Source organism: Streptococcus sanguinis, assembly GCF_019929145.1.
GTDB classification, from domain to species: Bacteria; Bacillota; Bacilli; order Lactobacillales; family Streptococcaceae; genus Streptococcus; species Streptococcus sanguinis_U.
The window spans coordinates 44,434-71,055 of record NZ_JAHZOW010000004.1 but is presented as its reverse complement, the minus strand read 5'-3'; the positions used below and the strand labels follow the sequence as shown (position 1 = coordinate 71,055).

At 44.1% G+C, this 26,622-nt stretch carries 31 protein-coding genes; 28 read left to right on the top strand and 3 right to left on the bottom strand.

The window, feature by feature from the left end:
- Nucleotides 1-21 precede the first annotated feature (21 nt).
- Nucleotides 22-543: an RDD family protein gene (locus K1I94_RS08970; protein ID WP_223315111.1), complete on the bottom strand. Its 522-nt coding sequence runs from the start codon at nucleotides 541-543 to the stop codon at nucleotides 22-24.
- Nucleotides 527-1,033: a helix-turn-helix domain-containing protein gene (locus tag K1I94_RS08965; RefSeq protein WP_223315110.1), complete on the bottom strand. Its 507-nt coding sequence runs from the start codon at nucleotides 1,031-1,033 to the stop codon at nucleotides 527-529. Before K1I94_RS08965 ends, K1I94_RS08970 begins: the two co-directional genes overlap by 17 nt.
- 169 nt (nucleotides 1,034-1,202) lie before the next feature.
- Here K1I94_RS08965 and ruvA point away from each other — a divergent pair, with 169 nt between their 5' ends.
- Complete coding sequence (gene ruvA, locus K1I94_RS08960) at nucleotides 1,203-1,793, top strand: Holliday junction branch migration protein RuvA (RefSeq protein WP_011837647.1); 591 nt, start codon at nucleotides 1,203-1,205, stop codon at nucleotides 1,791-1,793.
- A gap of 9 nt (nucleotides 1,794-1,802) precedes the next feature.
- Nucleotides 1,803-2,357, top strand: coding sequence for a DNA-3-methyladenine glycosylase I (locus K1I94_RS08955; protein WP_223315109.1), 555 nt, complete (start codon nucleotides 1,803-1,805; stop codon nucleotides 2,355-2,357).
- A 186-nt stretch (nucleotides 2,358-2,543) separates the two neighbouring features.
- Here the strand turns inward: K1I94_RS08955 and K1I94_RS08950 are convergent, their stop codons facing one another.
- On the bottom strand, nucleotides 2,544-2,954 hold the full coding sequence (locus K1I94_RS08950) for a helix-turn-helix domain-containing protein (protein WP_223312048.1): 411 nt from the start codon (nucleotides 2,952-2,954) through the stop codon (nucleotides 2,544-2,546).
- 270 nt (nucleotides 2,955-3,224) lie between these two features.
- Here K1I94_RS08950 and K1I94_RS08945 point away from each other — a divergent pair, with 270 nt between their 5' ends.
- From K1I94_RS08945 to K1I94_RS08820, 26 genes are all read left to right on the top strand, one after another.
- A complete protein-coding gene (locus tag K1I94_RS08945; RefSeq protein WP_223315108.1) occupies nucleotides 3,225-4,481 on the top strand; it encodes a competence/damage-inducible protein A in 1,257 nt (418 codons plus the stop codon).
- A 58-nt stretch (nucleotides 4,482-4,539) separates the two neighbouring features.
- A complete protein-coding gene (recA, locus tag K1I94_RS08940; RefSeq protein ID WP_002894079.1) occupies nucleotides 4,540-5,688 on the top strand; it encodes a recombinase RecA in 1,149 nt (382 codons plus the stop codon).
- Nucleotides 5,689-5,773: 85 nt separating this feature from the next.
- Entirely contained in the window at nucleotides 5,774-6,172 is a 399-nt protein-coding gene (spx, locus tag K1I94_RS08935) for a transcriptional regulator Spx (protein WP_002894078.1), read from the top strand.
- A 135-nt stretch (nucleotides 6,173-6,307) separates the two neighbouring features.
- The gene (locus tag K1I94_RS08930) at nucleotides 6,308-6,880 is read left to right on the top strand and encodes an SP0191 family lipoprotein (RefSeq protein ID WP_223315107.1); all 573 of its coding nucleotides are present in this window, start codon (nucleotides 6,308-6,310) and stop codon (nucleotides 6,878-6,880) included.
- A gap of 105 nt (nucleotides 6,881-6,985) precedes the next feature.
- Entirely contained in the window at nucleotides 6,986-7,528 is a 543-nt protein-coding gene (locus K1I94_RS08925; RefSeq protein ID WP_223315106.1) for a YehR family protein, read from the top strand.
- A 177-nt stretch (nucleotides 7,529-7,705) separates the two neighbouring features.
- Entirely contained in the window at nucleotides 7,706-7,972 is a 267-nt protein-coding gene (locus tag K1I94_RS08920) for an IreB family regulatory phosphoprotein (protein WP_002894075.1), read from the top strand.
- The gene (ruvX, locus tag K1I94_RS08915; protein ID WP_011837635.1) at nucleotides 7,972-8,391 is read left to right on the top strand and encodes a Holliday junction resolvase RuvX; all 420 of its coding nucleotides are present in this window, start codon (nucleotides 7,972-7,974) and stop codon (nucleotides 8,389-8,391) included. Before K1I94_RS08920 ends, ruvX begins: the two co-directional genes overlap by 1 nt.
- 24 nt (nucleotides 8,392-8,415) lie before the next feature.
- Nucleotides 8,416-8,727: a DUF1292 domain-containing protein gene (locus K1I94_RS08910; protein WP_002894073.1), complete on the top strand. Its 312-nt coding sequence runs from the start codon at nucleotides 8,416-8,418 to the stop codon at nucleotides 8,725-8,727.
- A 181-nt stretch (nucleotides 8,728-8,908) separates the two neighbouring features.
- Nucleotides 8,909-10,141, top strand: coding sequence for a bifunctional folylpolyglutamate synthase/dihydrofolate synthase (locus K1I94_RS08905; RefSeq protein ID WP_223315105.1), 1,233 nt, complete (start codon nucleotides 8,909-8,911; stop codon nucleotides 10,139-10,141).
- A 57-nt stretch (nucleotides 10,142-10,198) separates the two neighbouring features.
- Entirely contained in the window at nucleotides 10,199-10,678 is a 480-nt protein-coding gene (locus K1I94_RS08900; protein ID WP_072074743.1) for an SP_0198 family lipoprotein, read from the top strand.
- Between the two features lie 193 nt (nucleotides 10,679-10,871).
- Nucleotides 10,872-12,407 (top strand): cardiolipin synthase, encoded by a 1,536-nt coding sequence (cls, locus tag K1I94_RS08895; RefSeq protein ID WP_223315104.1) that lies wholly within the window; start codon nucleotides 10,872-10,874, stop codon nucleotides 12,405-12,407.
- Between the two features lie 176 nt (nucleotides 12,408-12,583).
- The gene (locus K1I94_RS08890; RefSeq protein ID WP_002899268.1) at nucleotides 12,584-12,727 is read left to right on the top strand and encodes a hypothetical protein; all 144 of its coding nucleotides are present in this window, start codon (nucleotides 12,584-12,586) and stop codon (nucleotides 12,725-12,727) included.
- 38 nt (nucleotides 12,728-12,765) lie between these two features.
- Complete coding sequence (locus tag K1I94_RS08885) at nucleotides 12,766-14,313, top strand: heme transporter CcmD (RefSeq protein WP_223315103.1); 1,548 nt, start codon at nucleotides 12,766-12,768, stop codon at nucleotides 14,311-14,313.
- Nucleotides 14,314-14,535: 222 nt separating this feature from the next.
- Nucleotides 14,536-16,731, top strand: coding sequence for an anaerobic ribonucleoside-triphosphate reductase (nrdD, locus tag K1I94_RS08880; protein ID WP_223315102.1), 2,196 nt, complete (start codon nucleotides 14,536-14,538; stop codon nucleotides 16,729-16,731).
- Nucleotide 16,732: 1 nt separating this feature from the next.
- Nucleotides 16,733-16,873 carry a hypothetical protein gene (locus K1I94_RS08875; protein ID WP_002894059.1) on the top strand — a complete coding sequence of 47 codons (141 nt, stop codon included), beginning with the start codon at nucleotides 16,733-16,735 and terminating at the stop codon, nucleotides 16,871-16,873.
- Between the two features lie 52 nt (nucleotides 16,874-16,925).
- Nucleotides 16,926-17,423, top strand: a complete 498-nt coding sequence (locus tag K1I94_RS08870) for a GNAT family N-acetyltransferase (protein ID WP_223315101.1) — start codon at nucleotides 16,926-16,928, stop codon at nucleotides 17,421-17,423.
- Nucleotides 17,424-17,432: 9 nt separating this feature from the next.
- Nucleotides 17,433-17,978: a GNAT family N-acetyltransferase gene (locus K1I94_RS08865; RefSeq protein WP_009660182.1), complete on the top strand. Its 546-nt coding sequence runs from the start codon at nucleotides 17,433-17,435 to the stop codon at nucleotides 17,976-17,978.
- The gene (gene nrdG, locus K1I94_RS08860) at nucleotides 17,944-18,543 is read left to right on the top strand and encodes an anaerobic ribonucleoside-triphosphate reductase activating protein (protein ID WP_009660213.1); all 600 of its coding nucleotides are present in this window, start codon (nucleotides 17,944-17,946) and stop codon (nucleotides 18,541-18,543) included. Before K1I94_RS08865 ends, nrdG begins: the two co-directional genes overlap by 35 nt.
- Before the next feature lie 239 nt (nucleotides 18,544-18,782).
- Nucleotides 18,783-20,255, top strand: a complete 1,473-nt coding sequence (gene cpsA, locus K1I94_RS08855) for an LCP family glycopolymer transferase CpsA (protein ID WP_457810434.1) — start codon at nucleotides 18,783-18,785, stop codon at nucleotides 20,253-20,255.
- Nucleotides 20,252-20,983, top strand: coding sequence for a capsular polysaccharide biosynthesis protein Cps4B (cps4B, locus tag K1I94_RS08850; protein ID WP_101771872.1), 732 nt, complete (start codon nucleotides 20,252-20,254; stop codon nucleotides 20,981-20,983). Before cpsA ends, cps4B begins: the two co-directional genes overlap by 4 nt.
- Before the next feature lie 7 nt (nucleotides 20,984-20,990).
- On the top strand, nucleotides 20,991-21,686 hold the full coding sequence (locus K1I94_RS08845) for a Wzz/FepE/Etk N-terminal domain-containing protein (protein ID WP_002894051.1): 696 nt from the start codon (nucleotides 20,991-20,993) through the stop codon (nucleotides 21,684-21,686).
- A gap of 10 nt (nucleotides 21,687-21,696) precedes the next feature.
- Nucleotides 21,697-22,395, top strand: a complete 699-nt coding sequence (locus K1I94_RS08840) for a polysaccharide biosynthesis tyrosine autokinase (RefSeq protein WP_223315099.1) — start codon at nucleotides 21,697-21,699, stop codon at nucleotides 22,393-22,395.
- Between the two features lie 41 nt (nucleotides 22,396-22,436).
- Complete coding sequence (locus tag K1I94_RS08835) at nucleotides 22,437-24,239, top strand: polysaccharide biosynthesis protein (protein WP_223315098.1); 1,803 nt, start codon at nucleotides 22,437-22,439, stop codon at nucleotides 24,237-24,239.
- Nucleotides 24,240-24,254: 15 nt separating this feature from the next.
- Complete coding sequence (locus K1I94_RS08830; RefSeq protein WP_223315097.1) at nucleotides 24,255-24,860, top strand: sugar transferase; 606 nt, start codon at nucleotides 24,255-24,257, stop codon at nucleotides 24,858-24,860.
- A 6-nt stretch (nucleotides 24,861-24,866) separates the two neighbouring features.
- Complete coding sequence (locus K1I94_RS08825; protein WP_223315096.1) at nucleotides 24,867-25,727, top strand: NAD-dependent epimerase/dehydratase family protein; 861 nt, start codon at nucleotides 24,867-24,869, stop codon at nucleotides 25,725-25,727.
- Between the two features lie 44 nt (nucleotides 25,728-25,771).
- On the top strand, nucleotides 25,772-26,572 hold the full coding sequence (locus K1I94_RS08820) for a glycosyltransferase (protein ID WP_185681440.1): 801 nt from the start codon (nucleotides 25,772-25,774) through the stop codon (nucleotides 26,570-26,572).
- Nucleotides 26,573-26,622 lie beyond the last annotated feature (50 nt).

Here is a 26,622-nt window from a genome sequence, read left to right as displayed (position 1 = left end):
CAAACAGCCCTAGTCATAGAACTAGAGCTGTTTTGAATTTTTGAGCTGAACTTGCGTTCCAGCAAGCAAATCAGCTGGATGGCGTTTGTCCTTGCGAAGTAGTCCCATCAGCAGAAAGATCAAGAAGAGAATCCCTGCTGAAGTTGACAAGAAAATTGACAGGGCATCTGCTTGATAAGCACTACGGATAGCTCCCATATGTCCCAGCTGCCAAGAGGAAAACTTGATAGCAGATCGCAAAAGGCTGTGGGAAAGGTTCCTGTGCTTGTAAACCAACTGTAAACCTGCCCAACGCTTGCCAAAACTTCCTTTTCTATAGTCTAGCCAAGCAAAGATGATAGTTAGAGGCAGGACGGAGCTAGAAAAAGCCAGAAGCTGGCTCTGGACTTCAGTGAATGCAGGAATGCCTCCTAGAACTAGATTGTAAAAGCCCATAGCTAGTAAAAAAAGAGCAATGAGGTAGCCCGAGATGAAGAGCCAGTCTCCAAGCAGCTCTTTCAGACGAGTTTTGACAGGTATGGGATTATCAGTTTTTAGTTTCATCTTGAGCACCTTCTTTCTTAGAATCCTCATCGAGGCCTATAACCTTGTCCAGATACTTTTTCTTAATCTTTAGCGCCTTGTTAATAGCTATTGCTGATGCGATTAAGAGGAAGAAGGTCAACCAGACTAGGGCAGTGAATGTTGCTGGAAAGCTAGAACCTGCGAAAAAGAGAAAGATAGCCAGAGCTGATACAAAAATATACAGAACCTGCCAAAAGCCATAAGATTTTACTTCCTTGTAGTAGCGGTTCTTTTCGTCTTCTAAGAGGACGGGTTTTATTTCTGGCTTGTCGCTGTCTTCTAAAAGCAGATAATCTGTCGTCACTTGGAAAATCTTGCTCAGTTCTACAATTTTTTCGAGTTCTGGCAGCGCTTGGCCAGACTCCCACTTAGAAATGCTCTGGCGAGAGACATTGATTTGTTCAGCCAGTTTTTCTTGTGACCAGCCTTTTTCTTTTCTTAGTTCAAATAATTTATCAGCAAGTTTCATGATCACAGCCTCCTTTTCTTTGCTAACTCTATCCTAACAGCTTTTAGTTATCTTGAGAATACAGCTTCCTGTACATTTTGTCAACCAATGGTTGCACTTCTATTTGCAGTTTCCAGACTGAAAATATGATATACTAGATAGGCAAAATGATACAAAAAGAAGGAAGATTATGTACGAATATTTTAAAGGAATCATCAGTAAAATAACAGCCAAATACATCGTATTGGAAGTCAACTCTATCGGCTATATTCTTCATGTGGCCAACCCTTATGCTTACTCAGGGCAGCTTCATCAGGAAGCTAAGGTCTATGTGCACCAGGTGGTGAGAGAAGATGCGGAGCTCCTTTACGGCTTTGCGACTGAGGAGGAGAAGCAACTCTTTCTCAGCTTGATTTCAGTCTCAGGTATTGGGCCAGTGTCTGCCCTGGCTATTATTGCGGCGGATGATAATGCTGGCTTGGTGCAGGCTATTGAGCAAAAAAACATCACCTACCTGACCAAGTTTCCTAAGATTGGTAAGAAAACAGCCCAGCAGATGGTGCTGGACTTGGAAGGCAAGGTGGTGGCGGCAGGCAGCCCAGCAGAAAGCAAGGCGCCCGTCCAGACTGCGGATAATCAGGAGCTTGAAGAAGCTATGGAAGCCATGCTGGCTCTGGGCTACAAGGCTGCTGAACTTAAGAAAATCAAGAAATTCTTTGAAGGCACGACGGATACAGCAGAAAACTATATCAAGTCTGCCCTTAAGATGTTAGTGAAATAGGAGAAAGCGATGACCAAACGCTGCGGCTGGGTAAAAATGAACAACCCCTTGTATGTAGCCTATCATGATGAGGAGTGGGGCATGCCTCTCCATAATGATCAGAAATTATTTGAATTGCTCTGCATGGAGACCTATCAGGCTGGACTTTCTTGGGAGACCATTCTGAATAAACGTCAGGCTTTTCGGGAAGCTTTTCATTTCTATGATGCCCAGAAAATTGCTCAGATGACGGATGCAGATCTGGATGGTTTGTTGGGGAATCCCGACATCATCCGTAACAAGATGAAAATTTATGCGACTAGGGCTAATGCCCAAGCTTTTTTGGCTGTTCAAAAGCAGTTTGGCTCTTTTAATGACTTTGTCTGGTCCTTTGTAGATTTCAAAACGATTGACAATCAAATTACGAACTACAAGGAAGCCCCAACAAAAACAGAGCTATCAGAAAGCATGTCCAAGGCATTGAAAAAGCAAGGCTTCAAATTTGTCGGTCCCGTTTGTGTCTATTCATTCCTAGAAGCCGCTGGCCTTATCAATGATCATGAAAATGATTGTGACTGGAAGTAGAACGATGAAAACAATAAAATCTCAGCTTATTTTTATTTCTCTATATACCATTTATTCCTAGGTAGAGGTTTGCAGTTTATTGGACAACAATGGCTGAATTATCTACTTCATCTCCTTATTATCTATGAACAAATGAAAACCTAGAAGTTCCAGACCTCTAGGTTTTTTATTATTCTCTTTATCTCCTCATTCTCCTTTCTGCATCCAAATCTTTTCCTTGATAAAGATGCGCAGTTCATAGAAGAGCATAAAGAGGGTGGAGATGAGGAAGCCAGCCATAAAGATATGGTGCAAGTAAGCGAAGGCACCAATATAAACCAAGATGGAAAAAAGGTAGAGGATGACTAAATAATGCCATTTTTTGGCCTTGCTATCTTCGATAACCTTTTTCTCCAAGCGCTCATCCTCCTTGATGAGTGTGTCCAGACTGATATCAAATTCCCGACTGATAGCGATGAGATTTCCAATATCAGGGATACCTTTTTCGCTTTCCCAGCGGGCAATGGCAGAGCGGGAAACCTTGAGCCTTTCTGCCAAAGCCTCCTGAGTGAGTTGATTTTGTTGACGAATGTCTTTGAGCACTTGTGAAATTTTCATGATGATCTCCTTTCTTCAAATAAAATTATTTAGATGATTTCCTTTTTTCATCTTTATTATAAAAATAATGAAACCATTTGCCAATAGCATTTCCCTAACAATCCAGTTATTCTGCATAACACCAGTCCTTCTTAAAAGTTTTCCACAGCATGTTGACAAGTTTGTCAAGGAGCTTGACAACTCTATTTATTTCCTGAAATGAAAATCAACTTTTTTTAGATTTTTTGTGATAAAATAAAGCCAATTCCGAATAGTAAGGTAGGAGGTTCTATGAAAGCAGAAATTATTGCTGTGGGCACCGAGATTCTGACAGGTCAGATTGTCAATACCAATGCCCAATTTTTATCTGAAAAACTGGCGAGTCTGGGGATTGATGTCTATTTTCAGACAGCAGTGGGGGACAATGAAAATCGTCTCCTCTCTGTTCTAGAAATTGCTAAAGGGCGCAGTAATCTGATTATCCTGACTGGAGGCTTGGGGCCAACAGAGGATGATTTGACCAAGCAGACCTTGGCTAAGTTCTTAGAACGTGAGCTCAATTTTGACTCACAGGCTGTGGAAAAGCTAGATCGCTTTTTTGCTAGCCGACCAGATTACGCTCGAACACCCAATAATGAGCGTCAGGCCCAGCTGGTCGAAGGCTCAACCCCTTTACCAAATGCGACCGGATTAGCTGTCGGAGGCTTGTTAGAAGTTGATGGGGTGACCTATGTAGTCCTGCCTGGCCCGCCTAGCGAGCTTAAGCCCATGGTCAATAACGAGCTGGTTCCCCTCTTATCCACAGGCCAGAAATTGTATTCACGGGTGCTGCGCTTCTTTGGTATCGGCGAGAGTCAGCTAGTGACTATTTTGTCAGAGATGATTGAGCAGCAGAGTGACCCCACCATTGCTCCTTATGCAAAGACAGGGGAAGTTACCCTGCGATTGTCCACCAAGGCCTTGAGTCAGGCAGAAGCGGATGCTAAGTTTGAGGCTGTGGAAAAGGAAATTTTGGCACATAAGACTTTTGAGGGACAGCCCTTGTCAGAGATTTTCTATGGTTATGGAGATGACAATTCCTTGGCACAGGTGGCTTTTGAGTTGCTGAAGAGTCAATGGAAGACGATTTCGGCGGCGGAGAGTCTGACAGCAGGTCTCTTTCAAGCGACCCTGGCAGATTTTGCTGGAGCCTCTTCCATTTTTTCAGGTGGCTTTGTCACCTACAGCATGGAGGAAAAGAGCCGGATGCTAGATATTCCGTTGGGAGACTTGGAGGAGCATGGAGTTGTTTCAGCTTTTACGGCAGGGAAAATGGCAGAGCAGGCTAGAAAGCTAACCGAAAGTGACCTAGCTGTCAGTTTGACAGGTGTGGCTGGCCCAGATTCACTGGAAGATCATCCAGCAGGGACCGTTTTTATCGGCTTAGCTAGTGCTTCAGGAACGGAAACTATTAAGGTCAATATTGCTGGACGCAGTCGGCGCGATGTGCGGAAAATTGCTGTTCTGCACGCCTTCAACCTAGTACGAAAAACTTTATTAAATAGCTGAATTTTGGTATAATTACAAAGATGGCCAAAAGACATTTTAGAAAAAACAGGAGAAATAAATGGCAAAGAAACAAAAAAAATTAGATGAAATCTCAAAGAAATTCGGCGATGAGCGCCAAAAAGCCTTGGATAATGCTCTTAAAAACATTGAAAAGGACTTCGGTAAGGGAGCCATTATGCGTCTGGGCGAGCGGGCAGAGCAAAAAGTTCAAGTTATGAGTTCAGGCTCTTTGGCCTTGGATATTGCCCTTGGTGCTGGTGGTTACCCTAAGGGACGGATTATTGAAATCTATGGTCCAGAGTCTTCTGGTAAGACAACCGTTGCTCTTCACGCAGTTGCTCAAGCGCAAAAAGAAGGTGGTATCGCAGCCTTTATCGATGCTGAGCATGCTTTGGATCCGTCGTACGCAGCTGCTCTGGGTGTTAATATTGATGAGTTGCTGCTGTCTCAACCTGACTCTGGGGAACAGGGACTGGAAATTGCTGGTAAGCTGATTGACTCAGGTGCGGTGGACTTGGTGGTTGTGGACTCAGTTGCAGCCCTAGTACCACGTGCGGAAATCGATGGCGATATCGGTGACAGCCATGTCGGCTTGCAGGCTCGGATGATGAGCCAGGCTATGCGCAAACTGTCTGCTTCTATCAACAAAACGAAGACGATTGCGATTTTCATTAACCAGCTGCGCGAAAAAGTTGGCGTTATGTTTGGTAATCCTGAAACAACACCAGGTGGACGTGCACTGAAGTTCTATGCTTCTGTCCGTCTGGATGTCCGTGGTAATACTCAAATCAAGGGAACTGGTGATGAAAAGGATACCAATGTTGGTAAAGAAACCAAGATTAAGGTTGTTAAAAATAAGGTAGCTCCGCCATTCAAGGAAGCCTTTGTGGAAATCATGTACGGGGAAGGTATTTCTAAGACAGGTGAGCTGATTAAGATTGCGACTGATTTGGATATCATCAAAAAAGCTGGTGCTTGGTACTCCTACAATGATGAAAAAATTGGCCAAGGTTCTGAAAATGCTAAGAAGTACTTGGCTGATCATCCAGAAGTCTTTGACGAAATTGACCGTCAGGTTCGTGTACGCTATGGTTTGATTGAAGGCGATGACTTGGCAGAAGTGGTTGGCAGCAAGGCTGAAAGCCCTGTGGAAACGATGGAAGAAGTGACTCTGGATTTGGACGATGCCATCGAAATTGAAGAGTAATTTTGCAAAATAGGTCGCAAGACCGATGGTTTTTGTGATATAATAGACTACGATATTAGTATCGTGTAGCGAAAGGAGTACTTACATGATCACAATCTATACTGTCTCAAGTTGTACTAGTTGTAAAAAAGCAAAAACCTGGCTAAACGCTCATCAATTAACTTATAAAGAACAAAATTTAGGCAAAGAAGGCATCACCAAAGAGGAACTTCTGGATATTTTAACCAAGACAGAAAATGGTATCGCGAGCATTGTTTCATCCAAAAACCGCTATGCTAAAGGTTTGGGTGTTGACATTGAGGAATTAAGTGTCAACGAAGTTCTTGACATCATCATGGAGACCCCACGTATTTTGAAAAGTCCCATTTTAGTGGATGATAAACGTCTCCAAGTTGGTTACAAAGAAGATGATATCCGTGCTTTTCTGCCTCGTTCTGTTCGCAATGTTGAAAATGCAGAAGCTCGTCTGCGGGCAGCTCTCTAATCTTTGAATATAACTGAAAGAGTCGGGAAGAGAATCTCGGCTCTTCTTTTTGTTCGGGTTGACAGCAGTCTTTAGCGACTGGATGGATTGACAAGGAACAGAACTGTGATACAATATCTCTGAGGAGGATGGAAGATGAAGAAAATATTATTAGGGCTGGGATTGAGTGTGGCACTGTTAGCAGGCTGTGGACATAAAAAGACAGAGACGAATTCAAATGGGGCTGATAAGAAAGAAATCAGCAATAATCTGCCTATCATTGATAATGCCAAGCAGCAGGAAGTGATTACTCGGATGCTTGTTTTTCCAAAGGATGAACGAGGAAACCAGCAGAGTCAGACAGTGACTTATCAGGGAGAGCATTTTAAACGCTTGGTTATTGAAAGGCTGACTGCGACTGATGATGAGATGAAAGAAGCCATCAAGCAGATGGGGCTGGAGGAAGCGCAGAAGTCGCTCAATGAGTCACTGGAGCAGGATGCAGACTATGTGCAGGCTCGTGGACTTCAAGGTTTTAGCGGCTCAGTGACAATTTTGAATGAGAACGAGCTGAAAATGACTTCCACCTATGACTTTGAGAGTTTGGATATCGAAAAAGCAGCGTCTATGCCTTATTTTCAAAATCTCAAGCTCAAAGAAATGATTAAGCTGACGCCAGAAGAATATATCAACAATCTCCTGATGAATGGAGCAGAAGAGCAGAAATAAGCTGCTCTTTTTTATTACATTTTAATGACAGAGTGACAATCAGTTTGACAGCGCCGTTTTTATAATGATATGATAAAATCAGCTCAATATTGAAGGAGATAAGACATGAGAAAATTAATTGTCTTTTTGCTGGCAGCTTTGGCAATCTTAACAGCCTGCAGTCAGCAGTCAAATAACAGTTCATCCTCACAGGGAGGAGCTGGAAAAGGAGATATTGTCACTAAGTCCTATAAAACTGAGAAGCAATTAGAACATGGAAAAGAAACCAGAATCTTAACAATCAGCTACAGCGGACAGAAGTATGATAAGGTTGTCCTGCATGTCAGCAAGGCTATTCCTGACAACATCAAGGAAGCTCTGTCAAAACAGGATGTTTCCACTGTGAAGAAGGAAATGCTGTCTTTGATCGAGGAAGCACTGGGTCTGAAAGAGGCGGTGAATATCACCGGTCTTGACTTGAAAACAGATATGACAGCGGAAGAGATTTCTCTGGAGATGACTATCGATCCGGAGAATCTAGACTACGAAGCAGCCAAAAAGCTTCCAAACTACGCGCAGCTGTTTGAGCAAATCGAGACCCTGACTCCAGAAGAATTGCTGAATAAGTTTAAGGGAAGCGACGGCGTGGAAGTGCCCGCTTCAAATTAGGAAGTTTCCATCCAGTTCTCTGAAGAGAGCTGGATTTTTGCTGGATTTCAGAGCCAGACTTCGGATAAATATTAGCTAAAGCTTATTGAAAAATTAGGGAAATTCAGGTGAATTAAATTTGTGAAAAGCCTATAATTATGCTATAATAGGGATATTATAAAGAAAGAGGGTGTAATTGTGGGATTTACAGATGAAACAGTACGTTTTAATCTTGATGATTCAAATAAAAAGGAAATTAGCGAGACTTTGACCGATGTCTACAAGTCGCTCAATGAAAAAGGATACAATCCAATCAATCAAATCGTGGGATACGTACTCAGTGGCGATCCTGCGTACGTACCTCGCTATAACAACGCCCGCAATCAAATCCGCAAATACGAGCGCGATGAGATTGTTGAGGAGTTGGTTCGTTATTATTTGAAAGGACAAGGCGTCGATCTCTAATGAGAATTATGGGATTAGATGTGGGCTCGAAAACGGTTGGGGTTGCCATTAGTGATCCTCTTGGTTTTACGGCTCAAGGACTGGAGATTATTCCGATTCATGAAGAAAAGGGCGAATTCGGCCTAGAGCGCTTGGGTGAGCTGGTGAAAGAGTATAAGGTTGATAAGTTCGTTATTGGCCTGCCTAAGAACATGAACAATACCAGCGGACCTCGGGTGGAGGCCAGTCAGGCTTATGGTCAGCGGATTGCTGAGCTATTTGGCCTGCCGGTTGACTATCAGGATGAGCGTCTGACGACGGTGGCTGCTGAGCGCATGCTGGTGGAGCAGGCGGACATTAGCCGCAGCAAGCGCAAGAAAGTCATTGATAAGCTAGCAGCGCAGCTGATTTTGCAGAATTATCTGGATCGAAATTTTTAGAAAAGAAATGAAGGAGACACTAGTATGACACATGATCATAACCATGACCACGAGCATGAAGAGCGTGAATTAATCACCTTGGTTGACGAGCAAGGGAACGAGACTTTATTTGAAATTCTTTTGACCATTGATGGTAAGGAAGAGTTTGGCAAGAATTATGTTCTTTTGATTCCGGCTAATGCGGAAGAAGATGAGAACGGTGAAGTAGAGATTCAAGCTTATTCCTTTACCGAAAATGAAGATGGCACAGAAGGTGACTTGCAGCCAATCCCAGAAGACTCAGATGCTGAATGGGATATGATTGAAGAAGTCTTCAACAGCTTTATGGAGGAGTAAGACTGGCCTAGCCTCGTTTCCAGAAATGGACAAGTGCGGGCGAGATGCTAGCTGAACTTGACAGAAGAAGGAAGTAGCCAAGGCTCGGTTATTTTCTATCTCGTATCATAAAGATTAGAAAGAGGAGCGAGTTGTAATTCAGATTTGAGTTCTGCTTCGCTGCTCTTTTTTAGGTAAAAAAATGAATGAAATTGAAGAATGGCTGAATAGCCGAATTGGTCTAAACTTTCGTTCGGGTCTAGGGCGGATGCAGCAGGCTGTAGCTCTTTTGGGAAATCCTGAGCAGAGTTTTCCAACGATTCATGTAACTGGTACAAATGGCAAAGGCTCTACTATTGCTTTCATGCGTCAGCTGTTTGCGGGGCATGGTCGCAAGACAGGGAGTTTTACCTCGCCTCATATGATTAGTATTCACGATCGGATTTGTATTAACGGTCAACCGATTGCTCCAGCTGATTTTATCCGTCTGGGTCAAGAGGTGCAAAAGATGGAGCAAGAACTGCTCAAAAGTCATGACCAGCTGTCCTATTTTGAAATTCTGACCTTGATTGCCTTTCTCTATTTCAAGGAGCAGGAAGTGGACATAGCCCTGATTGAGGTGGGAATCGGCGGACTCTTAGACACGACTAATGTCATTACGGGAGATATTGCGGTCATCAGTTCTGTGGGCTTGGACCATCAGGAGACTCTGGGAAGGAGCTTGACGGCGATAGCAGAGCAAAAGGCAGGGATTTTCAAGCCGGGGCGACCAGCGGTCATCGGGCCGCTGCCAGAGGAAGCGCGATTGGTTTGTGAACAGCGAGCTCAGGAGCTGGGAATAGAACTCTATCAGTATGGTCGTGATTTTTCTCTGACGAATCAGACTTTTTCCAATTCGACTAGGACCCTATCCAATCTTGAACTGGGACTCAAGGGAGGCTATCAGGAGGAAAATGCAGCGCTGGCTTTGCAGGCATTCTTGCTCTTCATGCAGCAGCAAGGCTGGGAAGTAGATTCTGCTAAGATTCGGATAGCCTTGCAGGAGACTCGTTGGGCAGGGCGTTTGGAAGAAGTCAGTTCAGGTATTTATCTTGATGGGGCCCATAATCTGCCTGCACTGGAAAGGTTAGTGGAGTTTATCCAGAGCCAGAATGACAAAGAGTGCTTGCTTCTTTTCGGTGCTCTCAAGCGTAAGGACTATAGCGCTATGCTGGCTTATCTGCGAGAGGCTCTGCCAAATGTTCAGTTGACGGTTACTTCCTTTTCTGATGGAGATTCCCTTGGTCAAGCTGAAGCGGAAGGCTTCTTATACATAGAGGATTATCGGCAGCTTATTCAGAATTTTCAGGAGAGACAAAACGATAATCAACTGCTTTTCATTACGGGCTCCCTCTATTTTATTGCAGAAGTCAGAGCTTATTTGACAAGTTTATAAATTGACCGCCAGAGTCTCGCTTTGGTACAATAAAGACAGAAGAAAAAGGAGAATACTATGGCAATTTCTAAAAAGTTAATGATTTCAGGTCTAACTGCTGCGGCTGTTTTGGCCTTGGCAGCCTGCGGTTCTAATCAGAACCAGACGGCACCTTCCTCTCAGTCTCAGTCAGTCGCTTCCGGTAAGCCAGCAGAGTCTTCGTCAGTAGCTAGCACGTCTAGTGCGGCCAATAATAGCTCATCTGCTTCAGCATCCTCTTCCGAGCCAGCAGCCAATGGCGAGCTGGATGGCAGCTACCAGACAAGTCATGAAGGCGATCAGCTGACCTTGCAGATTTCAGGCACCACTGGCCAGCTGACCAAGGTTGAGGCGGATGGTGAGCAGGAAATTGAACAAGTTCAGATTGATGCTACCAACCAGACCATGATCATCGGAGATGATGTCAAGCGCTATCGCATTGAGGGCAATCAGCTGACAATTGAGGATCTTTCCCAAGAGCCTTATGATGATGACACACTGGTCTTTACGAAACAATGATGAAAGAGCCCTGTCTTAATGGGGCTTTTCCTTTTATCAGTTCTAATCTTGCAGTGAAATTTAGAGGATAGCAGTATTCAAAAGAAGTGATTGGTTTTTCATTGACCAGAAATACGATTTGCATTGATATAAACATTGTTTTAAGGCGACTTTACTGATATACTAGAATATATGCAATGAGATAGGAGAGTGTATGACTTTCAGGAAATTCCGCTTATTAATGTCAAAATACGGTTTCAGCATCATTATTATGCTGCTGGAGCTAGCCTTTGTCTTTGTTGCGTTCTTCTATTTTAATGAGATTGCACCCAACTGGCTGTCAGTGGCGATGATTGTCTTCCTGTATATTGGGACCATTTTAGCGATTGTCAATCGCAATATGCCACCGGAGAGCAAGGTGACCTGGCTTTTGATTGCCGTGGTGCCGGTCTTTGGCTTTCTGCTTTATCTGATGTTTGGCGAGCGGCGGCTGTCTAAAAAAGAAATGATTCAGCTGGAAAATATGGACTCTATGAAATTTCGAGAGGACAATAGCTATGAACTCCGTGTTCAGCTGAAAAAGGAAAACAAGTCAGCCTACGGCATTATCAAATCACTGCTGAGTATGGACAATAATGCAGATGTCTATGACGGTACAGCTTCTCGCTATTTTCCTATCGGTGAGGAGATGTTTGAGGCCATGCTGGCTGATCTGCGGGCTGCTGAGAAATTCATTTTTCTGGAATTTTATATCATTGATGAAGGTCTGATGTGGGACAGTGTTCTGGAAATCTTGGTCGAAAAAGCTGCGCAGGGCGTTGAAGTCAAGCTGCTCTATGATGATATTGGCTGCATGGCCACTTTGCCGGGTGATTATACGCGTAAGCTGCGCAAGATGGGCATCGAGGCCTATAAGTTCAACAAGGTGATTCCGCGAATGACGGTATCCTACAACAATCGTGACCACCGCAAGATTTTGGTGATTGATGGTCAGGTTGGCTATACTGGCGGCATCAATCTGGCTGACGAGTATATCAATCATATCGTTCGTTTTGGTCACTGGAAAGATGGCGGTGTCCGCTTGGAAGGTCGGGCAGTCAAAGCTTTGACGCGGCTCTTTCTCATGAACTGGTACATCAACCGTGGGGAAATCACAGACTTTGACAAGTACCATCTGGAAAATAAAGCTGTCGAAGGCAAAGGGCTTTACATTCCCTATGGCAGCGGGCCTAAGCCTATTTATAAGGGTCAGGTTGGTAAAACGGTCTATCAAAATATCATCAGTCAGGCTACGGACTATGTCTACATTACCACGCCTTATCTGATCATTGACTACGACTTGACGGAGGATATCAAGAATGCTGCTATGCGGGGAGTGGATGTCCGCATCGTGACTCCTTTCATTCCGGATAAGAAGCTGATTCAGATTGTCACTCGCGGAGCCTATCCGGATCTGATGGAAGCAGGGGTTAAGATCTTTGAGTACACGCCTGGGTTTATCCACAGCAAGAATGTGGTAGCCGATGATGAATTTGCCGTGGTAGGGACGATTAACTTTGATTACCGCAGTCTGGTGCACCACTATGAAAATGCAGTCCTGATGTACCATACGGATAGTATCCCAGCTATCAAGGAAGATTTTGAAGCCATTTTTGAGGCTTCTGAAGAAATCCTTCCTGAAAATCTTGATAGCAGCTGGTATCGTCGCTTTATCAAAGAAATCATGCAGCTCTTTGCACCTATGCTCTAATACCGGTGGAGGGTAAGTTCTGCAGAAATATACAGAAAATCTGAGGCGGAAGTTTCAGATTTTTTGAATGTGCTTTTGCTAATCGTGCTGAGATGTGTTTTCCCCTTTTTGCTTTTATATAGGGATGGATTTTTGCTCTGTTTTTACGAATGTAAAAAATAAAGGAATTTTTTAAGATGACAATGGAGAAAATTTCCAGTCAGCCGCTTGCTTATGAAACGAGAGAATATCGCTGTTTTCGGGAATTGGAGGAGCTGGCTAGAAGCTATAATGCCCAAAAGAAGGGTCAAGAGAAAGCTGACAGGAGGACAGGAATTTGATATACTAGATGGGACTGATATCAAGGAGAATATTTTATATGCATGATACAACGGAAGAAAAAGTTTTAGAGGTTTCAGAGGAGCAGCTGACTAGGTCTGAAAGGTCTGAGCAAAAAATTACCAAGCCAGAGCCGACGCCCTATTTTTTGACCCTCTTATGCAGTTTGGCTATCAGCCTGCTGAGTGTGGTCAATCCTTTTTTGACCAATCTAGCAACGAATTTACAAAGTCAGAATCTCTATGCCGGCTGGGCCATGACTCAGGGGCAGGTGCCTTATTCGCAAATATATGGGACCAGTGGTCTGCTTTACTATCTGATGGCTTGGACCAGCAGTCTGGCTTTTGGTCAGCTTTTGTGGATGGTTTTTCAGACGCTGGCTCTGTGGTTGGCTGGACTTTTCCTGCACAAGACCTTGGTGCTCTTACAGCCTAAACAGGATTTATCGCGCAGCCTCCTGCTGCTCTTTTACCTGTTAGTCTTTGCCCTTGGATTTGGCGGTCTTTACTCTAGTATTTTTGTTCTGCCCTTTATTTTTTGGAATCTATCTTTCTTGGTGCGCTATCTGCAGGATTCAATCAAGGATGAAAAGTTCATTCTATATGGAGCTTTCGGAGCTCTTGCTTTTATGATTGATCCGGTTTCCAGCCTAGTCTTCTATTCTTTGACTGCTCTGGTGCTTTTGGTCTACAATATCGCAGCCAAGCGTGCGGCTCGAGGTTTTTATCAGCTTTTAGCTGGTCTCTTTGGCTTCTCAGTGATTTTTTATCCTATTGGCTACTTTACTGTTGCCAATCAAACCTTTGGCCAGGCTATCAGTCAGGTGACCTATGCTTGGGATTCCATCAGTTTGATTGGCAGTCATAGTCTTTCTAATTTGATTTATTATGGCTTGCTGACAGTCGGTCTAGGTTTCATTTCTGCTTTGGGTGCCAATCTCTTTTCAAGAGAAAAGGGGCAGGCAACCAGCCTGCGCGTCTTGCGCTTTATCGGTCTGCTAGGGCTCTTCATTACTGTCTTTGCGGCTTTTATCCTGCCAGATCAGGGCAGCTATCAACTGCTTCCTGCCCTGCCTTTTGCCATGATTCTTTTTGCTTTGTGGTTTAATAAAGGCAAGCAGCAGGCACCAGGGCGTCATCGCCGGGATCGCCGTCGTCCTACGATGTGGACTTCCTATCTCTCAGGCCAGTTCTTTCTGCCGCTCCTAGCCATCTTTTATCTGATTGGTTATCCTTTGGTGAATGAGTATATCCTTTCCAGCGGTGTCTCTGCTGAAAGAAGTAAAGCGGCTCAGTATATTAAGGAAAAGACCAAGGACGGGGACACTATCTATGCTTGGGATACCTCGGCTAGTCTGTATCAGAAGAGCGGCCGCCTATCAGCTGTCTCTCTCTTGTCTCCGACTTTATATGTGGGAACTGCTGAAAATCGTTTGGGTCTTCAGAATGGACTTGAAAATAGCCAACCCAAGTATATTTTGGTTAACAATGATGTCAAACTGCTGTCAGATGTGAAGCAGCTAATTTCCCAAAATTATAAGGAAGCTGACCTCAAACTCGACCATTTCAAGCTTTATCAACTCAAGTAGTAAAAAATCAATATGTTGTGTATAAAAAGAAAAAATAACTTTTTTGCCACAACATATTGATTTTTAATTTTAACGTGCTATAATGAGTCTTGTATCGACTTATTTATAAAATACTGTTCTTTGGATGAACTGCTGTCGGAGATTTCTTGGAAATTTCTTAGCAAGCGATAGGTTTAAAGAGACTTGATTTGTCCTAAGGGCAGAGAAAAGGATGTGTTCGTGATGATTTTAAGGGAAGAGAAGTTTGAAACTGCTCCAGCGATTTATGTGGAGAAGCGGGATGGCCGCAGAGTGGCTTTTGATGTGTCAAAAATCTATAAGGCTATGGTGCGGGCAGCTCAGGAAGTCGGTCCGCTGAATCCGATGCTGGAAGCCAAGCTGGAAGCTATCACAGACCGCATTGTGGCAGAAATCAGCAGTCGCTTCGCTAAGTATGTCAAAATCTATGAGATTCAGAACATCGTTGAGCATGAGCTTTTGAATGCCAAGGAATATGCCATTGCGGAGAACTACATCACTTACCGCACCCAACGGGATTTTGAGCGCTCAAAAGCGACAGATATCAACTTTACCATTGACAAGCTCCTCAACAAAGATCGTACGGTAGTCAACGAGAATGCCAATAAGGACAGTGATGTTTTCAATACCCAACGGGATTTGACAGCTGGGATTGTTGGCAAATCCATCGGTCTTAAGATGTTGCCGCCTCATGTGGCCAATGCCCACCAAAAGGGGGACATCCACTACCATGATTTGGACTACAGTCCTTATACACCGATGACTAACTGCTGTTTGATTGACTTTGACGGCATGTTGAAAAATGGCTTCAAGATTGGCAATGCAGAAGTAGAGAGTCCCAAGTCTATCCAGACCGCAACAGCGCAAATCTCGCAAATCATTGCCAATGTAGCTTCTAGTCAGTATGGAGGTTGCTCAGCGGACCGAATTGATGAGGTCTTGGCGCCCTATGCTGAGCTTAATTATCAAAAGCATCTCAAGGATGCGGAGCAATGGGTTTTACCAGATAGGAAGGAAGAATACGCCTGGGCGAAGACCAAGAAGGACATCTACGATGCCATGCAGTCGCTGGAGTATGAGATCAATACCCTCTTTACCTCTAATGGTCAGACTCCTTTTACTTCGCTGGGCTTTGGTTTGGGGACCAATCGTTTTGAGCGGGAAATTCAGAAGGCTATTGTTAATATCCGTATCAAGGGACTGGGAAGCGAGCACCGCACAGCAATTTTCCCTAAGCTGATTTTCACCCTTAAGCGCGGGCTTAATCTTGAGCCGGGAACGCCTAACTACGACATCAAAGAACTGGCTCTGGAGTGTGCCACTAAGCGCATGTATCCAGATGTGCTTTCCTATGACAAGATTATCGACTTAACTGGATCGTTCAAGGTACCGATGGGCTGCCGTTCTTTCCTACAAGGCTGGAAGGATGAAAACGGTCAGGAAGTCAATTCCGGCCGTATGAATCTAGGTGTCGTTACTGTCAATCTGCCGCGGATTGCGCTTGAATCCGAGGGGGATTTGGATAAATTCTGGGAACTCTTTAACGAGCGGATGAATATCGCTGAAGATGCTTTGGTCTACCGAGTGGAGCGGACAAAGGAAGCCAGTCCAGCTAATGCACCGATTCTTTATCAGTATGGGGCTTTTGGCCAACGTCTGGGCAAGTATGATCAGGTTGACCAGCTCTTTACTCACCGTCGTGCAACGGTGTCTCTAGGCTATATCGGTCTGTATGAAGTGGCAGCAGTCTTTTACGGCGGTAATTGGGAGACCAATCCAGAAGCCAAGGACTTTACGATTGCTATTGTCAAAGATATGAAGCGCCGGGTGGAAGAGTGGTCCGAGCAGTATGACTATCATTTCTCTGTTTACTCAACGCCATCTGAAAGTCTGACCGACCGTTTCTGTCGCTTGGATACAGAGAAGTTTGGGGTCGTTCCAGATATTACTGACAAGGAATACTATACTAACTCCTTCCACTACGATGTGCGCAAGAATCCAACGCCTTTTGAAAAACTGGACTTTGAGAAGATTTATCCTGAAGTGGGAGCCTCAGGCGGCTTTATCCACTATTGTGAGTACCCTGTGCTGCAGCAAAATCCCAAGGCTCTGGAGGCTGTCTGGGACTATGCCTATGACCGAGTCGGCTATCTGGGAACCAATACACCAATTGACCGCTGTTACAAGTGTAACTTTGAGGGAGATTTCACGCCGACCGAGCGGGGCTTCACCTGTCCAAACTGCGGCAACAGCGATCCCAAGACGGTTGATGTGGTCAAGCGGACCTGCGGTTACTTAGGAAATCCGCAAGCCCGTCCAATGGTCAATGGCCGACACAAGGAAATATCAGCTCGGGTCAAGCACATGAATGGCTCGACTATTAAGTACGAAGGAAATTAAGATGGGAAAGTATCAATTGGACGACAAAGGAAAGGCTCAGGTGCAGCGTTTCCATGAAAAACATTCGCAGGGTGGCAGCGGCAAAAAAGAACGATTGGCCAAACTGCGTCAGCAATTTTTAGAAAAGAACAAGAAACAATAGAAGTCAGAGTGGGGCGCAAGGCGGTCTCACTCTCTTCGTATCAGGAGGATCTATGGAGCTGAGACGACCGAAACTAGAAGACAAGGAAAAGATTTTAGAGATGCTGGCTGACTTTGAAGCAGCTAGCAGCCGACAGGACGGCTTCTTTGGCGGAGCGGATTTTGTCTACGAGGACTGGCTGGAGACGATTCAGCTAGCTGAGGCAGGTCTAGGCTTGCCGCAAGGGTTTGTGCCTTACATCCAACTAATCTCTTTTGCTGCGGCTGGTCAGGCTGTGGGCTTTCTCAATCTGCGCTTGCGGCTCAATGATTATTTGCTCCAAGAAGGCGGGCATATCGGCTATAGTATCCGTCCCTCTGCGCGTGGGAAAGGAATGGCAAAGGAGCAGCTGCGACAAGGATTGCAAGTAGCCAAAAGTAAAAATATTAAACAAGTCCTAGTGACTTGCGATAGTTATAATGCTGCTAGTCGAGCAGTGATTCTGGCTAATGGCGGAGCTTTAGAGGATATTCGAGGCGGGAAAGAGCGCTACTGGATTGATGTCAATTAAGGAGGGAGCATGGAGCTAAGACGACCAACTTTGGAAGATAAAGATGCAATTTTAGAGATGATTGCGGAGTTCAATGCTGCAAAATCCTATATGCACGGTGGCATGGGCTCCACTTGGAAGCGAGCAAAGGATTATGAGGATTGGTTGAAAATTGTAGAACAGAAGGAAGATGTGGCAAACTTGCCAGCAGGTTGGGTTCCTGCCATCCAATTTTTGTCCTTTGATGAGACTGGCTTGCCTCTGGGTTTTTTAGCCCTGCGCTTGTCCTTAAATGACAAATTATTTGTGGAGGGCGGCCATATAGGCTATTCTATCCGGCCCAGTCAGCGCAGGAAGGGCTTGGCTAAGTTGCAGCTAGAGCTAGGACTAGCAGAGGCTCGAAAGCAAGGATTAGAACGAGTGCTGATTACCTGCGATGAAGACAATGAAGCTAGTCGCCGCACGATTCTCTCTGCTGGCGGTGTTTACGAAAATACAATCGACAGAAGCCAGCGCTACTGGATTGATTTGGAGGATGAAGATGAACAATCCCAAACCTCAAGAATGGAAAAGTGAGGAGCTGAGCAAGGGGCGAATCATTGACTATAAGGCCTTTAACTTTGTAGATGGCGAAGGCGTCCGCAACTCCCTCTATGTCAGTGGCTGTATGTTTCACTGTGAGGGCTGCTATAATGCAGCAACCTGGTCTTTTAACGCTGGCATTCCTTATACCCAAGAGTTGGAGGATCAGATTATGAAAGACTTGGCGGAACCCTATGTGCAGGGGTTGACCCTCCTAGGCGGCGAGCCTTTTCTCAATACAGGCATTCTCCTGCCCTTGGTCAAGCGGATTCGGAGAGAGTTGCCGGACAAGGATATCTGGTCTTGGACGGGCTACACCTGGGAGGAGATGATGCTGGAAACGGAGGATAAGCTGGAGCTGCTGAGTTTGATTGACATTCTGGTGGACGGCCGTTTTGACCTTACCAAGAAGAATCTCATGCTACAGTTCCGCGGCTCTTCTAATCAACGCATCATTGATGTGCAGAAGTCCCTTGAGGCAGGCCAGGTAGTCATCTGGGACAAGCTGAATGATGGCCTCCAGGCCTATGAGCAAGTTGACAGAGATAAAATGCTTTAAAAAACAAGCAAAATACTGATATAAAAGAGGGTTCACCTCTTTTTCTGTTGCCAAAAACAGTATAAAATATCGGTTTTTCGAGAAGGGAGAAGGAATTTACTGAAAATTAATACAGACTGTCCTTTTTTGTCAACAAATTTTGGAAAAAACTAAAATATTTTTAAATATTTTAGTGTATCATAATGCATTTATGATATAATAAAATGTATTTATATCTCAGGGGAGAAAAAGGGAGAATTATGAATCAACATAGGAGAAATGTGCCTGCTTCTAAAAAGGGGAAGAAGCTTAGGCTCTTTAATGCAGCTTTACTGACATTGGTAAGCTTGGTTTCAGGTTTGCTTATTTTTTCTATATTTAAAAATAATGTTCTGGCGTTTCATCACCTGAACCTTATTTTGTCTGCTCTTTTGGCGGCTGTTATTTTACTGGCAGCCTTCTTTGTATGGAAAAATAAGTTCAAAGTTCTGACAACCTTACTTTTGCTTGTGACTTTGTTGGTATCCTCAGGAGTCATGTATGGGGTCAAGGAGCTGATGGACTTGTCTAGAGGTGTGAACTCCACTTCAAATTACTCTGAAATTGAAATGGCGGTTTATGTCCGGGCAGACAGCGATAAATCAGATGTGACGCAACTGAAGAAGCTGACAGCTCCGACTGAAAATGGGGATAAGGACAATGTGACAGCTCTTCTGGAGCACATCAAGAAGACTAAAAAGACAGAACTCACTGTAGAAAACAGCTCGTCTTATATCGCAGCCTACAAGGCCCTCATCAATCAAGAGACCGAAGCCATTGCCCTCAACAGCTCATTTGGAGATATGCTGGCCTCTCACGATGCTGACTATGCTTCAAAGATAAAGAAAATCTATACTTATAAAATCACCCGTCAAGTAGAGACAGGCAAGCGCAGGGATGATGCCAATGCAGATGTCTTCAATATCTATGTCAGCGGTATTGACACTTATGGCTCTATTTCATCTGTCTCTCGCTCAGATGTCAATATCATCATGACGGTCAATCGCAAGACCAAGAAAGTCCTCTTGACGACAACTCCTCGTGATTCTTATGTGGCGATTGCAGATGGAGGAGGCGGACAGATGGACAAGCTGACCCATGCAGGGATTTACGGAGTAGATGCTTCTGTCCATACGCTGGAAAATCTTTACGGTATTCGCATTGACTACTATGTTCGTCTGAACTTCACTTCCTTCCTCAAGCTGGTAGACCTGTTGGGAGGGATTGATGTTGAAAATGACCAAGAATTTACCAGCCGACATGGTAATCATCATTTCCCAGTAGGGAAAGTTCATATGAACTCAGATCAGGCACTTGGCTTTGTTCGCGAGCGTTACTCCCTTCAGGGTGGCGACAATGACCGCGGGAAAAATCAAGAAAAGGTTATCGAAGCAGTCATTAAAAAGCTGACTTCAACTAGTGCTTTGAAGAACTACAACGAGATTATTTCCGGCTTGCAGGATTCTATCCAGACCAATATGGAGCTGCCTATTCTTATGAATCTGGTCAATACCCAGCTGGAATCAGGTGGAAGCTATCAAGTTCAGTCACAAGCCATCAGCGGAAACGGTCGTATGGATCTACCATCCTACGCTATGCCAGATTCCAATCTCTACATGATGGAAATCCAACCGGAAAGCCTTGATAATGCTAAGGCAGCGATTCAGCAGGTAATGGAAGGAAAAACACCATGATTGATATCCATTCTCATATTATCTTTGATGTGGACGATGGTCCTAAGACCTTTGAGGATTCCAAAAAACTGCTGGAAGAAAGCTATCGACAGGGAGTTCGGACTATTATCTCTACTTCTCATCGCAGAAAGGGCATGTTTGAAACGCCTGAAGAGACCATTAGCTCTAACTTTAAAATGGTAAAAGAACTGGCAGAGCTTGTGGCGCCTGACTTGACGGTTCTCTATGGGGCAGAGATTTACTACACCAGTGATGTGGCGGATAAGTTGGAAAAGGGGATTTTCCCCAGTCTAGCTGGCACACGCTATGTGTTGATTGAGTTTAGCATGGCGACGCCCTATAAGGATATCCATAAAGGCTTGGCTCAGATTCTGCGCTTAGGTCTAACACCGGTCGTGGCTCATATCGAGCGCTATCACTGCCTGGAAAATGATGAAAAGAAGGTACAGGAACTCATTAATATGGGCTGCTATACTCAGATTAATAGCTCCAGTGTTCTGAAGCCCAAGCTGCTTGGAGACTCGCATAAATTTATGAAAAAACGGGCTCAATTCTTTTTGGAGAAGGACTTGGTCCACTTTGTTGCCAGCGACATGCACAATCTAAGCCAGAGACCGCCCTTTATGAAAGAGGCCTTTGACATCGTCGCTAAGAAATACGGTTCTCGCCGGGCAGAGGCCCTCTTTGGCGGTAACCAAGCATTATTATTGAAAAATGAATTGATTTAGGGGAAAAATGGAAAAACAAGAAAAGCAAATCGTAGAAATCGATATTCTGTCCTTGCTGAGAGCCTTATGGCTGAAAAAGTTCACCATCGTATTGGGAGCAGTGCTCTTTTCTTTGCTGGCTTTTGGCTACAGCGTCTTTATTGCTAAGAAAATGTATCAGAGCACCACACGCATCTATGTGGTCAGCCGTCAAAACGAAACGCAGGCAGCTTTGACCAATCAGGACCTGCAGGCGGGTTCATACCTCGTTAAGGACTTTAAGGAAATCATTCTGTCACAGGCGGTTCTATCACAGGCAATTAGTGAGCTGAAACTGCAAACGTCACCAAGAGAGCTGACGCGTCACATCACCGTTTCCGTTCCGGCGGATACTCGTATCGTTTCGATTACAGTTAAGGATGACAATCCAGAGGAAGCGGCTCGCATTGCCAATGCCTTCCGTAATATTGCTGCTGAGAAAATCATCGAAGTGACAAAAGTTTCTGATGTGACAACTTTGGAAGAAGCAACAGTCCCAGCAGAGCCTTCTTCACCAAATATTCGGCGTAATGTTATCTTAGGATTTTTAGGGGGCAGCGTCCTGATGTCGATCTTTATCATCGCTGTCGAAATCCTGGATGATCGGGTGAAGAAGCCAGAGGACATTGAAGAAGTCATGGGCTTGACGCTATTGGGCGTTATCCCAGATATGAACAGAATGTAAGGGAGAGAAAATGGCAACCTTAGAATTAGTTAGGAAAAAAAGGAACCTTGTAAAACTAACCGAGGAATACTACAATGCTCTAAGTACTAATGTACAGCTGAGTGGCGCCAATATCAAGATGGTCGAAATAAGCTCGGTGACGGCAAATGAAGGAAAGTCTACAATCTCAGTGAATCTCGCGGCCGCCTTTGCCAGAGCTGGTCATAAGACCTTGATGATCGATGCGGATATCCGCAACTCAGTCATGTCTGGTGTGTTTAGCAGTCAGAGAAAAGTATCAGGACTGACGGACTATCTGTCAGGACAGGCTGCCCTGCATGAAGTCATCAACGATACAGATTTGGACAACCTAGATGTGATCTTGTCTGGTCCAGTATCACCTAATCCGACTGGGCTTTTGCAAAGCAAGCAGTTTGAAGCGCTTTTGACTGACCTGCGTGTCCGCTATGACTACATCATCGTAGATACTTCACCGATTGGTCTGGTCATTGATGCGGCTATCATCGCTCAGAAATGCGATGCCAGCTTCTTGGTGACACAAGCAGGCCATATCAAACGAAAAGCAGTCATGAAAGCTAAAGAGCAGTTGGAACAAACGGGAACTCCTTTTTTAGGTGTTGTCCTCAATAAATATAACATTGATTTGGAACGCTATGGCGCCTACGGAACTTATGGGGGATATGGCAGCTATGGCAATTATGGGAAATAATAGGGATTAAAGAGTTTTAGGATAATTGGGAGATTAGGAACATGACAAGAGCGAGAAAAAGAGTCATCTTAATTGTTGTTGATATTATTTTGCTCAGTATAAGTCAGGGGATTTCAAAATTCTTCTTAGCAAAATATGTCGGGATAACGGATTTATCTTTTGTCTCTATTTTAATGGGGATTATTGTACTGTATTTGACATTTGCAACACTGTCGAATGTCTTTTCTACCATTACAAGGTATACAGATTACAAAACAATGTTTCGAGTGAGTGGCTCAATTTTGGGAGCTTACTCGATTGTATACATTGCAGAGAAAATTTTTTATGAATCCACAAACAGTAGATATATTGTTCTTTCTATGCTGCTATCTTTTTTGTTGGTTATTGCTTCAAGGCTGACCTGGCGGGAGATTCATGAATTCGTGCAGCACCCTTCAGCCTTACTGGGTAAGAAAGTAGATGGGACGAAAACCCTTGTTGTTGGTTCAGGGGATGGTGCTAGTCTTTTTATCAAGACAGCCCAGCAAAAATCAAAAGATTTGAAGATAGTCGCGATTGTAGATGACGATAAGAATAAGCAAAATACGTATCTTCATGGAGTAAAAGTTGTAGGAACAACTGAGCAGATACCTGAAATTGTAGGGAATTATGAAGTTGAACAAATTGTCATTGCCATTCCTTCGTTGGCTCCGGATGATTACGAGCGAATCATAGAGTACTGCCAACAGACGGAGGTCAAGGTCAATGCCATGCCTAAGTATGAACAGGTGATTACGGGGAAACTATCTGTCAGCAAACTTCAGGAAATTGATATTGCTGATCTGTTAGGGCGTAAAGAAGTTAAGCTGGATCAGCAAAGTTTGAAGTCCAATATTAAATGCAAGACAGTGCTTGTTACGGGGGCCGGTGGGTCTATCGGCTCGGAACTTTGCCGTCAGATTGCTCAATTCTGCCCAGCTAGGCTCCTGCTTCTAGGTCATGGAGAAAATTCAATTTATTTGATTCATAAGGAGCTGTCAAGCCGATATAAAGATGACATTGAGTTGATTCCAATCATTGCAGATATTCAAGATAGAGAGAGGATTTTCCATATTATGGAAACCTATCGTCCTGATCGAGTGTATCATGCAGCGGCTCATAAACATGTTCCTTTGATGGAGTACAATCCGACAGAAGCGGTCAAAAACAATATCTATGGTACACGAAATGTAGCAGAAGCAGCAAAGGCAGCTGGTGTCGCGAAATTTGTCATGATTTCTACAGATAAGGCGGTCAACCCGCCTAATGTTATGGGGGCAACAAAGCGTGTGGCAGAAATGGTCGTGACCAGTTTAAATGAAGAAGGAAAGACTCTTTTCTCAGCTGTCCGCTTTGGGAATGTTTTGGGCAGCCGAGGTAGTGTGGTTCCTTTGTTCAAGGAGCAGATTGCCAAGGGAGGTCCTATCACCGTGACGGACTTTCGAATGACACGCTATTTCATGACGATACCAGAAGCCAGCCGCTTGGTAATTCAGGCTGGGGCCTTGATGCAAGGGGGAGAGGTTTTTGTCTTGGATATGGGCGAGCCTGTGAAAATTTTGGACTTGGCTAAAAAGATGATCACACTCAGTGGCCATACTGAAGAGGAGATTCAGATTCAGGAAGCAGGCATTCGACCGGGCGAAAAGCTTTATGAGGAGCTCTTGTCTGCCAAGGAAAAGGTCAATGATCAAGTCTATGAAAAGATTTTTGTAGGGAATGTTCAGTCGCTGCCCAAGACCGAGGTGGATTCCTATGTGGACTCTCTTCTGACTCTTGGTGCAAATGACCTCAAGGACAGTCTGGTAAAGTTTGCACAGCAATAAGTTTTTAGGATAATCATGTATAAATTTTTTAAACGAACATTAGATATAGTCTTGTCATTCTTAGGAATGATTGTCTTATCACCGTTTTTTCTGCTTCTAGTACTCGCTATTAAATTGGATTCAAAAGGACCAGTTTTGTTCAAACAGAAGCGGATTGGTCTGCATAAGAAACACTTCTATATTTTGAAATTCAGAACGATGCGAATTGACACACCTAAGGATACCCCAACTCATTTACTGGAAAATCCTGAGCAATGGATTACAAAGGTTGGGAAGTTTCTTAGGAAGACGTCTCTGGATGAGTTGCCTCAGATTTGGAATATTTTTGTCGGCGATATGAGTATCATAGGTCCAAGACCAGCTCTTTGGAATCAGTATGATTTGATTGAAGAGCGAGACCGCTATGGGGCAAATGATGTTTTGCCAGGTCTGACAGGATGGGCTCAGATTCATGGGCGAGATGAGTTGCCAATCGCCAAGAAAGCTGAATTGGACGGCTACTACATCCAGCATTTGTCTTTTGGATTAGATGTCCGCTGTTTCTTTGGCACCATTAAGAGTGTGGCCAAGAGCGAAGGAGTTGTTGAAGGCGGCACGGGAAATATGGAAAAGAAAGATTAAAGGCTGATGAAAAGAATATTAATTACAGGAGAGGGTAGCTATATCGGCCAGAGCTTTAAGAAGTATGTTTCTTCACGGGAGGATGTTCAGGTTGATGAGTTGGACGTCCGCGAAGAAACCTGGAAGGAGAAAGATTTTTCGTCTTTTGATGTAATTTTGCATTTGGCGGCGATTGTCCATATCTCTAACCCATCAAAAGAGATGGAGTCGGAATATAATCAAGTCAATACTCAGCTACCGTATGAATTGGCTCAAAAGGCTAAAGGCGAAGGCGTCAAACAGTTTATCTTTATGAGCAGCATGAGCGTCTATGGCGAAGTTTTGGGAGATCGGGTTATCACAAAGGATACAGAAGAGCGCCCTGATTCTTTTTATGGCAAAAGCAAACTAGCTGCTGAGCAACTTCTGGCGGAATTGGAGAGCGAAGATTTCAAATTGGCAGTTTTACGGCCGCCAATGGTTTATGGTCATCAAGCTAAAGGAAATTATAAGCGACTGTCAAAGTTGGCTCAGAAACTACCAGTCTTCCCTTTGGTTCAGAATGAACGTAGTATGATTTATATTGATAACCTTTGTGAGTTTATCAGACTGATTGTTCAGAATCAAGACAGCGGTATCTTCTATCCTCAAAATCAGGACTATGTCAATACCTCTCAGCTAGTCAGAGAAATAAAAAGAACTCATGGTCAGAGAGTAGTCTTGCTGCCTGCATTTAACTGGATTTTAAAAGGATTGTCTCGCCATGTTTCGACTATGAATAAGTTGTTTTCAGATTTAACTTATGAAAAAGAGATGTCTAGCTATTCTCAGTCTTATCAGGTAGCAGATTTTAGGAGGTCTATTGAGAAGACGGAGAAGGGAAACTAGTTTAGGATGATTGGGGGGGATTGTAAGTGAAGTTTTCGGTATTGATGTCTGTCTATCAGAAGGAGAATCCGGATTTCTTAAGAAAGAGCCTAAATAGCGTTCTTATAGAGCAGAGCCGCAAGCCAGATGAGCTTGTCCTTGTAGAGGATGGGCCGCTGACAGAAGAGCTTTATCAGACGATTCAAGATTTCAAGGAAACATTTCCAGAGATGAAAGTTCTACCCTTAAAGGAAAATGTCGGATTGGGAGAAGCTTTGCATCGAGGAGTTGAGGCTTGTTCTTATGATTGGATTGCTAGAATGGATACAGATGACATTGCGACACCGGACCGTTTCCAGCAACAAGTGGACTATATTGAGCAGCATCCGCAGTTAGATGTTCTTGGTGGCAATATCATAGAATTTGATTCGGAACCAGATCAAATAGTGGCAGAGAAACAAATGCCGCTTTCCCATGAAGAGATTATCAAAAGGTTGCAGCGGAGAAATCCTTTCTGTCACATGACGGTATTTTTCAAGAAATCATCTGTTTTAAAAGCAGGCAATTACAAGCCCCTGCCTTTAGTGGAAGACTATTATCTTTGGTCGAGAATGGCTGCTCAGGGATGTCGTTTCGCTAATCTTAATCGGGTCTTAGTTTATGCTCGTGTCGGAAATGGCATGCATACGAGAAGAAGCCAGACAGAGCAGATTGCCAGCTGGAAAGTGGTCAATACTTTTTTGCTGTCACATGGTATGTTGAACCGAGGGCAATATTATCAAAATATGTTGATGATTCGCGCTTTTGTGGGAACGCCTATTTGGATAAAAGCGTTCATTTATAAGTATCTGCTTAGAAGAAAGTAATGGCTTTACAGACAGAGCAGTCTAGCTTAGATAGGGAGAAAGCGATATAG

Excerpts from the sequence above, each read along its gene's own strand:
- K1I94_RS08970 (WP_223315111.1), bottom strand. The coding sequence starts at position 543 with ATGAAACTAAAAACTGATAATCCCATACCTGTCAAAACTCGTCTGAAA.
- K1I94_RS08965 (WP_223315110.1), bottom strand. The coding sequence starts at position 1,033 with ATGAAACTTGCTGATAAATTATTTGAACTAAGAAAAGAAAAAGGCTGG.
- ruvA (WP_011837647.1), top strand. The coding sequence starts at position 1,203 with ATGTACGAATATTTTAAAGGAATCATCAGTAAAATAACAGCCAAATAC.
- K1I94_RS08955 (WP_223315109.1), top strand. The coding sequence starts at position 1,803 with ATGACCAAACGCTGCGGCTGGGTAAAAATGAACAACCCCTTGTATGTA.
- K1I94_RS08950 (WP_223312048.1), bottom strand. The coding sequence starts at position 2,954 with ATGAAAATTTCACAAGTGCTCAAAGACATTCGTCAACAAAATCAACTC.
- K1I94_RS08945 (WP_223315108.1), top strand. The coding sequence starts at position 3,225 with ATGAAAGCAGAAATTATTGCTGTGGGCACCGAGATTCTGACAGGTCAG.
- recA (WP_002894079.1), top strand. The coding sequence starts at position 4,540 with ATGGCAAAGAAACAAAAAAAATTAGATGAAATCTCAAAGAAATTCGGC.
- spx (WP_002894078.1), top strand. The coding sequence starts at position 5,774 with ATGATCACAATCTATACTGTCTCAAGTTGTACTAGTTGTAAAAAAGCA.
- K1I94_RS08930 (WP_223315107.1), top strand. The coding sequence starts at position 6,308 with ATGAAGAAAATATTATTAGGGCTGGGATTGAGTGTGGCACTGTTAGCA.
- K1I94_RS08925 (WP_223315106.1), top strand. The coding sequence starts at position 6,986 with ATGAGAAAATTAATTGTCTTTTTGCTGGCAGCTTTGGCAATCTTAACA.
- ruvX (WP_011837635.1), top strand. The coding sequence starts at position 7,972 with ATGAGAATTATGGGATTAGATGTGGGCTCGAAAACGGTTGGGGTTGCC.
- K1I94_RS08910 (WP_002894073.1), top strand. The coding sequence starts at position 8,416 with ATGACACATGATCATAACCATGACCACGAGCATGAAGAGCGTGAATTA.
- K1I94_RS08905 (WP_223315105.1), top strand. The coding sequence starts at position 8,909 with ATGAATGAAATTGAAGAATGGCTGAATAGCCGAATTGGTCTAAACTTT.
- K1I94_RS08900 (WP_072074743.1), top strand. The coding sequence starts at position 10,199 with ATGGCAATTTCTAAAAAGTTAATGATTTCAGGTCTAACTGCTGCGGCT.
- cls (WP_223315104.1), top strand. The coding sequence starts at position 10,872 with ATGACTTTCAGGAAATTCCGCTTATTAATGTCAAAATACGGTTTCAGC.
- K1I94_RS08890 (WP_002899268.1), top strand. The coding sequence starts at position 12,584 with ATGACAATGGAGAAAATTTCCAGTCAGCCGCTTGCTTATGAAACGAGA.
- K1I94_RS08885 (WP_223315103.1), top strand. The coding sequence starts at position 12,766 with ATGCATGATACAACGGAAGAAAAAGTTTTAGAGGTTTCAGAGGAGCAG.
- nrdD (WP_223315102.1), top strand. The coding sequence starts at position 14,536 with ATGATTTTAAGGGAAGAGAAGTTTGAAACTGCTCCAGCGATTTATGTG.
- K1I94_RS08875 (WP_002894059.1), top strand. The coding sequence starts at position 16,733 with ATGGGAAAGTATCAATTGGACGACAAAGGAAAGGCTCAGGTGCAGCGT.
- K1I94_RS08870 (WP_223315101.1), top strand. The coding sequence starts at position 16,926 with ATGGAGCTGAGACGACCGAAACTAGAAGACAAGGAAAAGATTTTAGAG.
- K1I94_RS08865 (WP_009660182.1), top strand. The coding sequence starts at position 17,433 with ATGGAGCTAAGACGACCAACTTTGGAAGATAAAGATGCAATTTTAGAG.
- nrdG (WP_009660213.1), top strand. The coding sequence starts at position 17,944 with ATGAACAATCCCAAACCTCAAGAATGGAAAAGTGAGGAGCTGAGCAAG.
- cpsA (WP_457810434.1), top strand. The coding sequence starts at position 18,783 with ATGAATCAACATAGGAGAAATGTGCCTGCTTCTAAAAAGGGGAAGAAG.
- cps4B (WP_101771872.1), top strand. The coding sequence starts at position 20,252 with ATGATTGATATCCATTCTCATATTATCTTTGATGTGGACGATGGTCCT.
- K1I94_RS08845 (WP_002894051.1), top strand. The coding sequence starts at position 20,991 with ATGGAAAAACAAGAAAAGCAAATCGTAGAAATCGATATTCTGTCCTTG.
- K1I94_RS08840 (WP_223315099.1), top strand. The coding sequence starts at position 21,697 with ATGGCAACCTTAGAATTAGTTAGGAAAAAAAGGAACCTTGTAAAACTA.
- K1I94_RS08835 (WP_223315098.1), top strand. The coding sequence starts at position 22,437 with ATGACAAGAGCGAGAAAAAGAGTCATCTTAATTGTTGTTGATATTATT.
- K1I94_RS08830 (WP_223315097.1), top strand. The coding sequence starts at position 24,255 with ATGTATAAATTTTTTAAACGAACATTAGATATAGTCTTGTCATTCTTA.
- K1I94_RS08825 (WP_223315096.1), top strand. The coding sequence starts at position 24,867 with ATGAAAAGAATATTAATTACAGGAGAGGGTAGCTATATCGGCCAGAGC.
- K1I94_RS08820 (WP_185681440.1), top strand. The coding sequence starts at position 25,772 with ATGTCTGTCTATCAGAAGGAGAATCCGGATTTCTTAAGAAAGAGCCTA.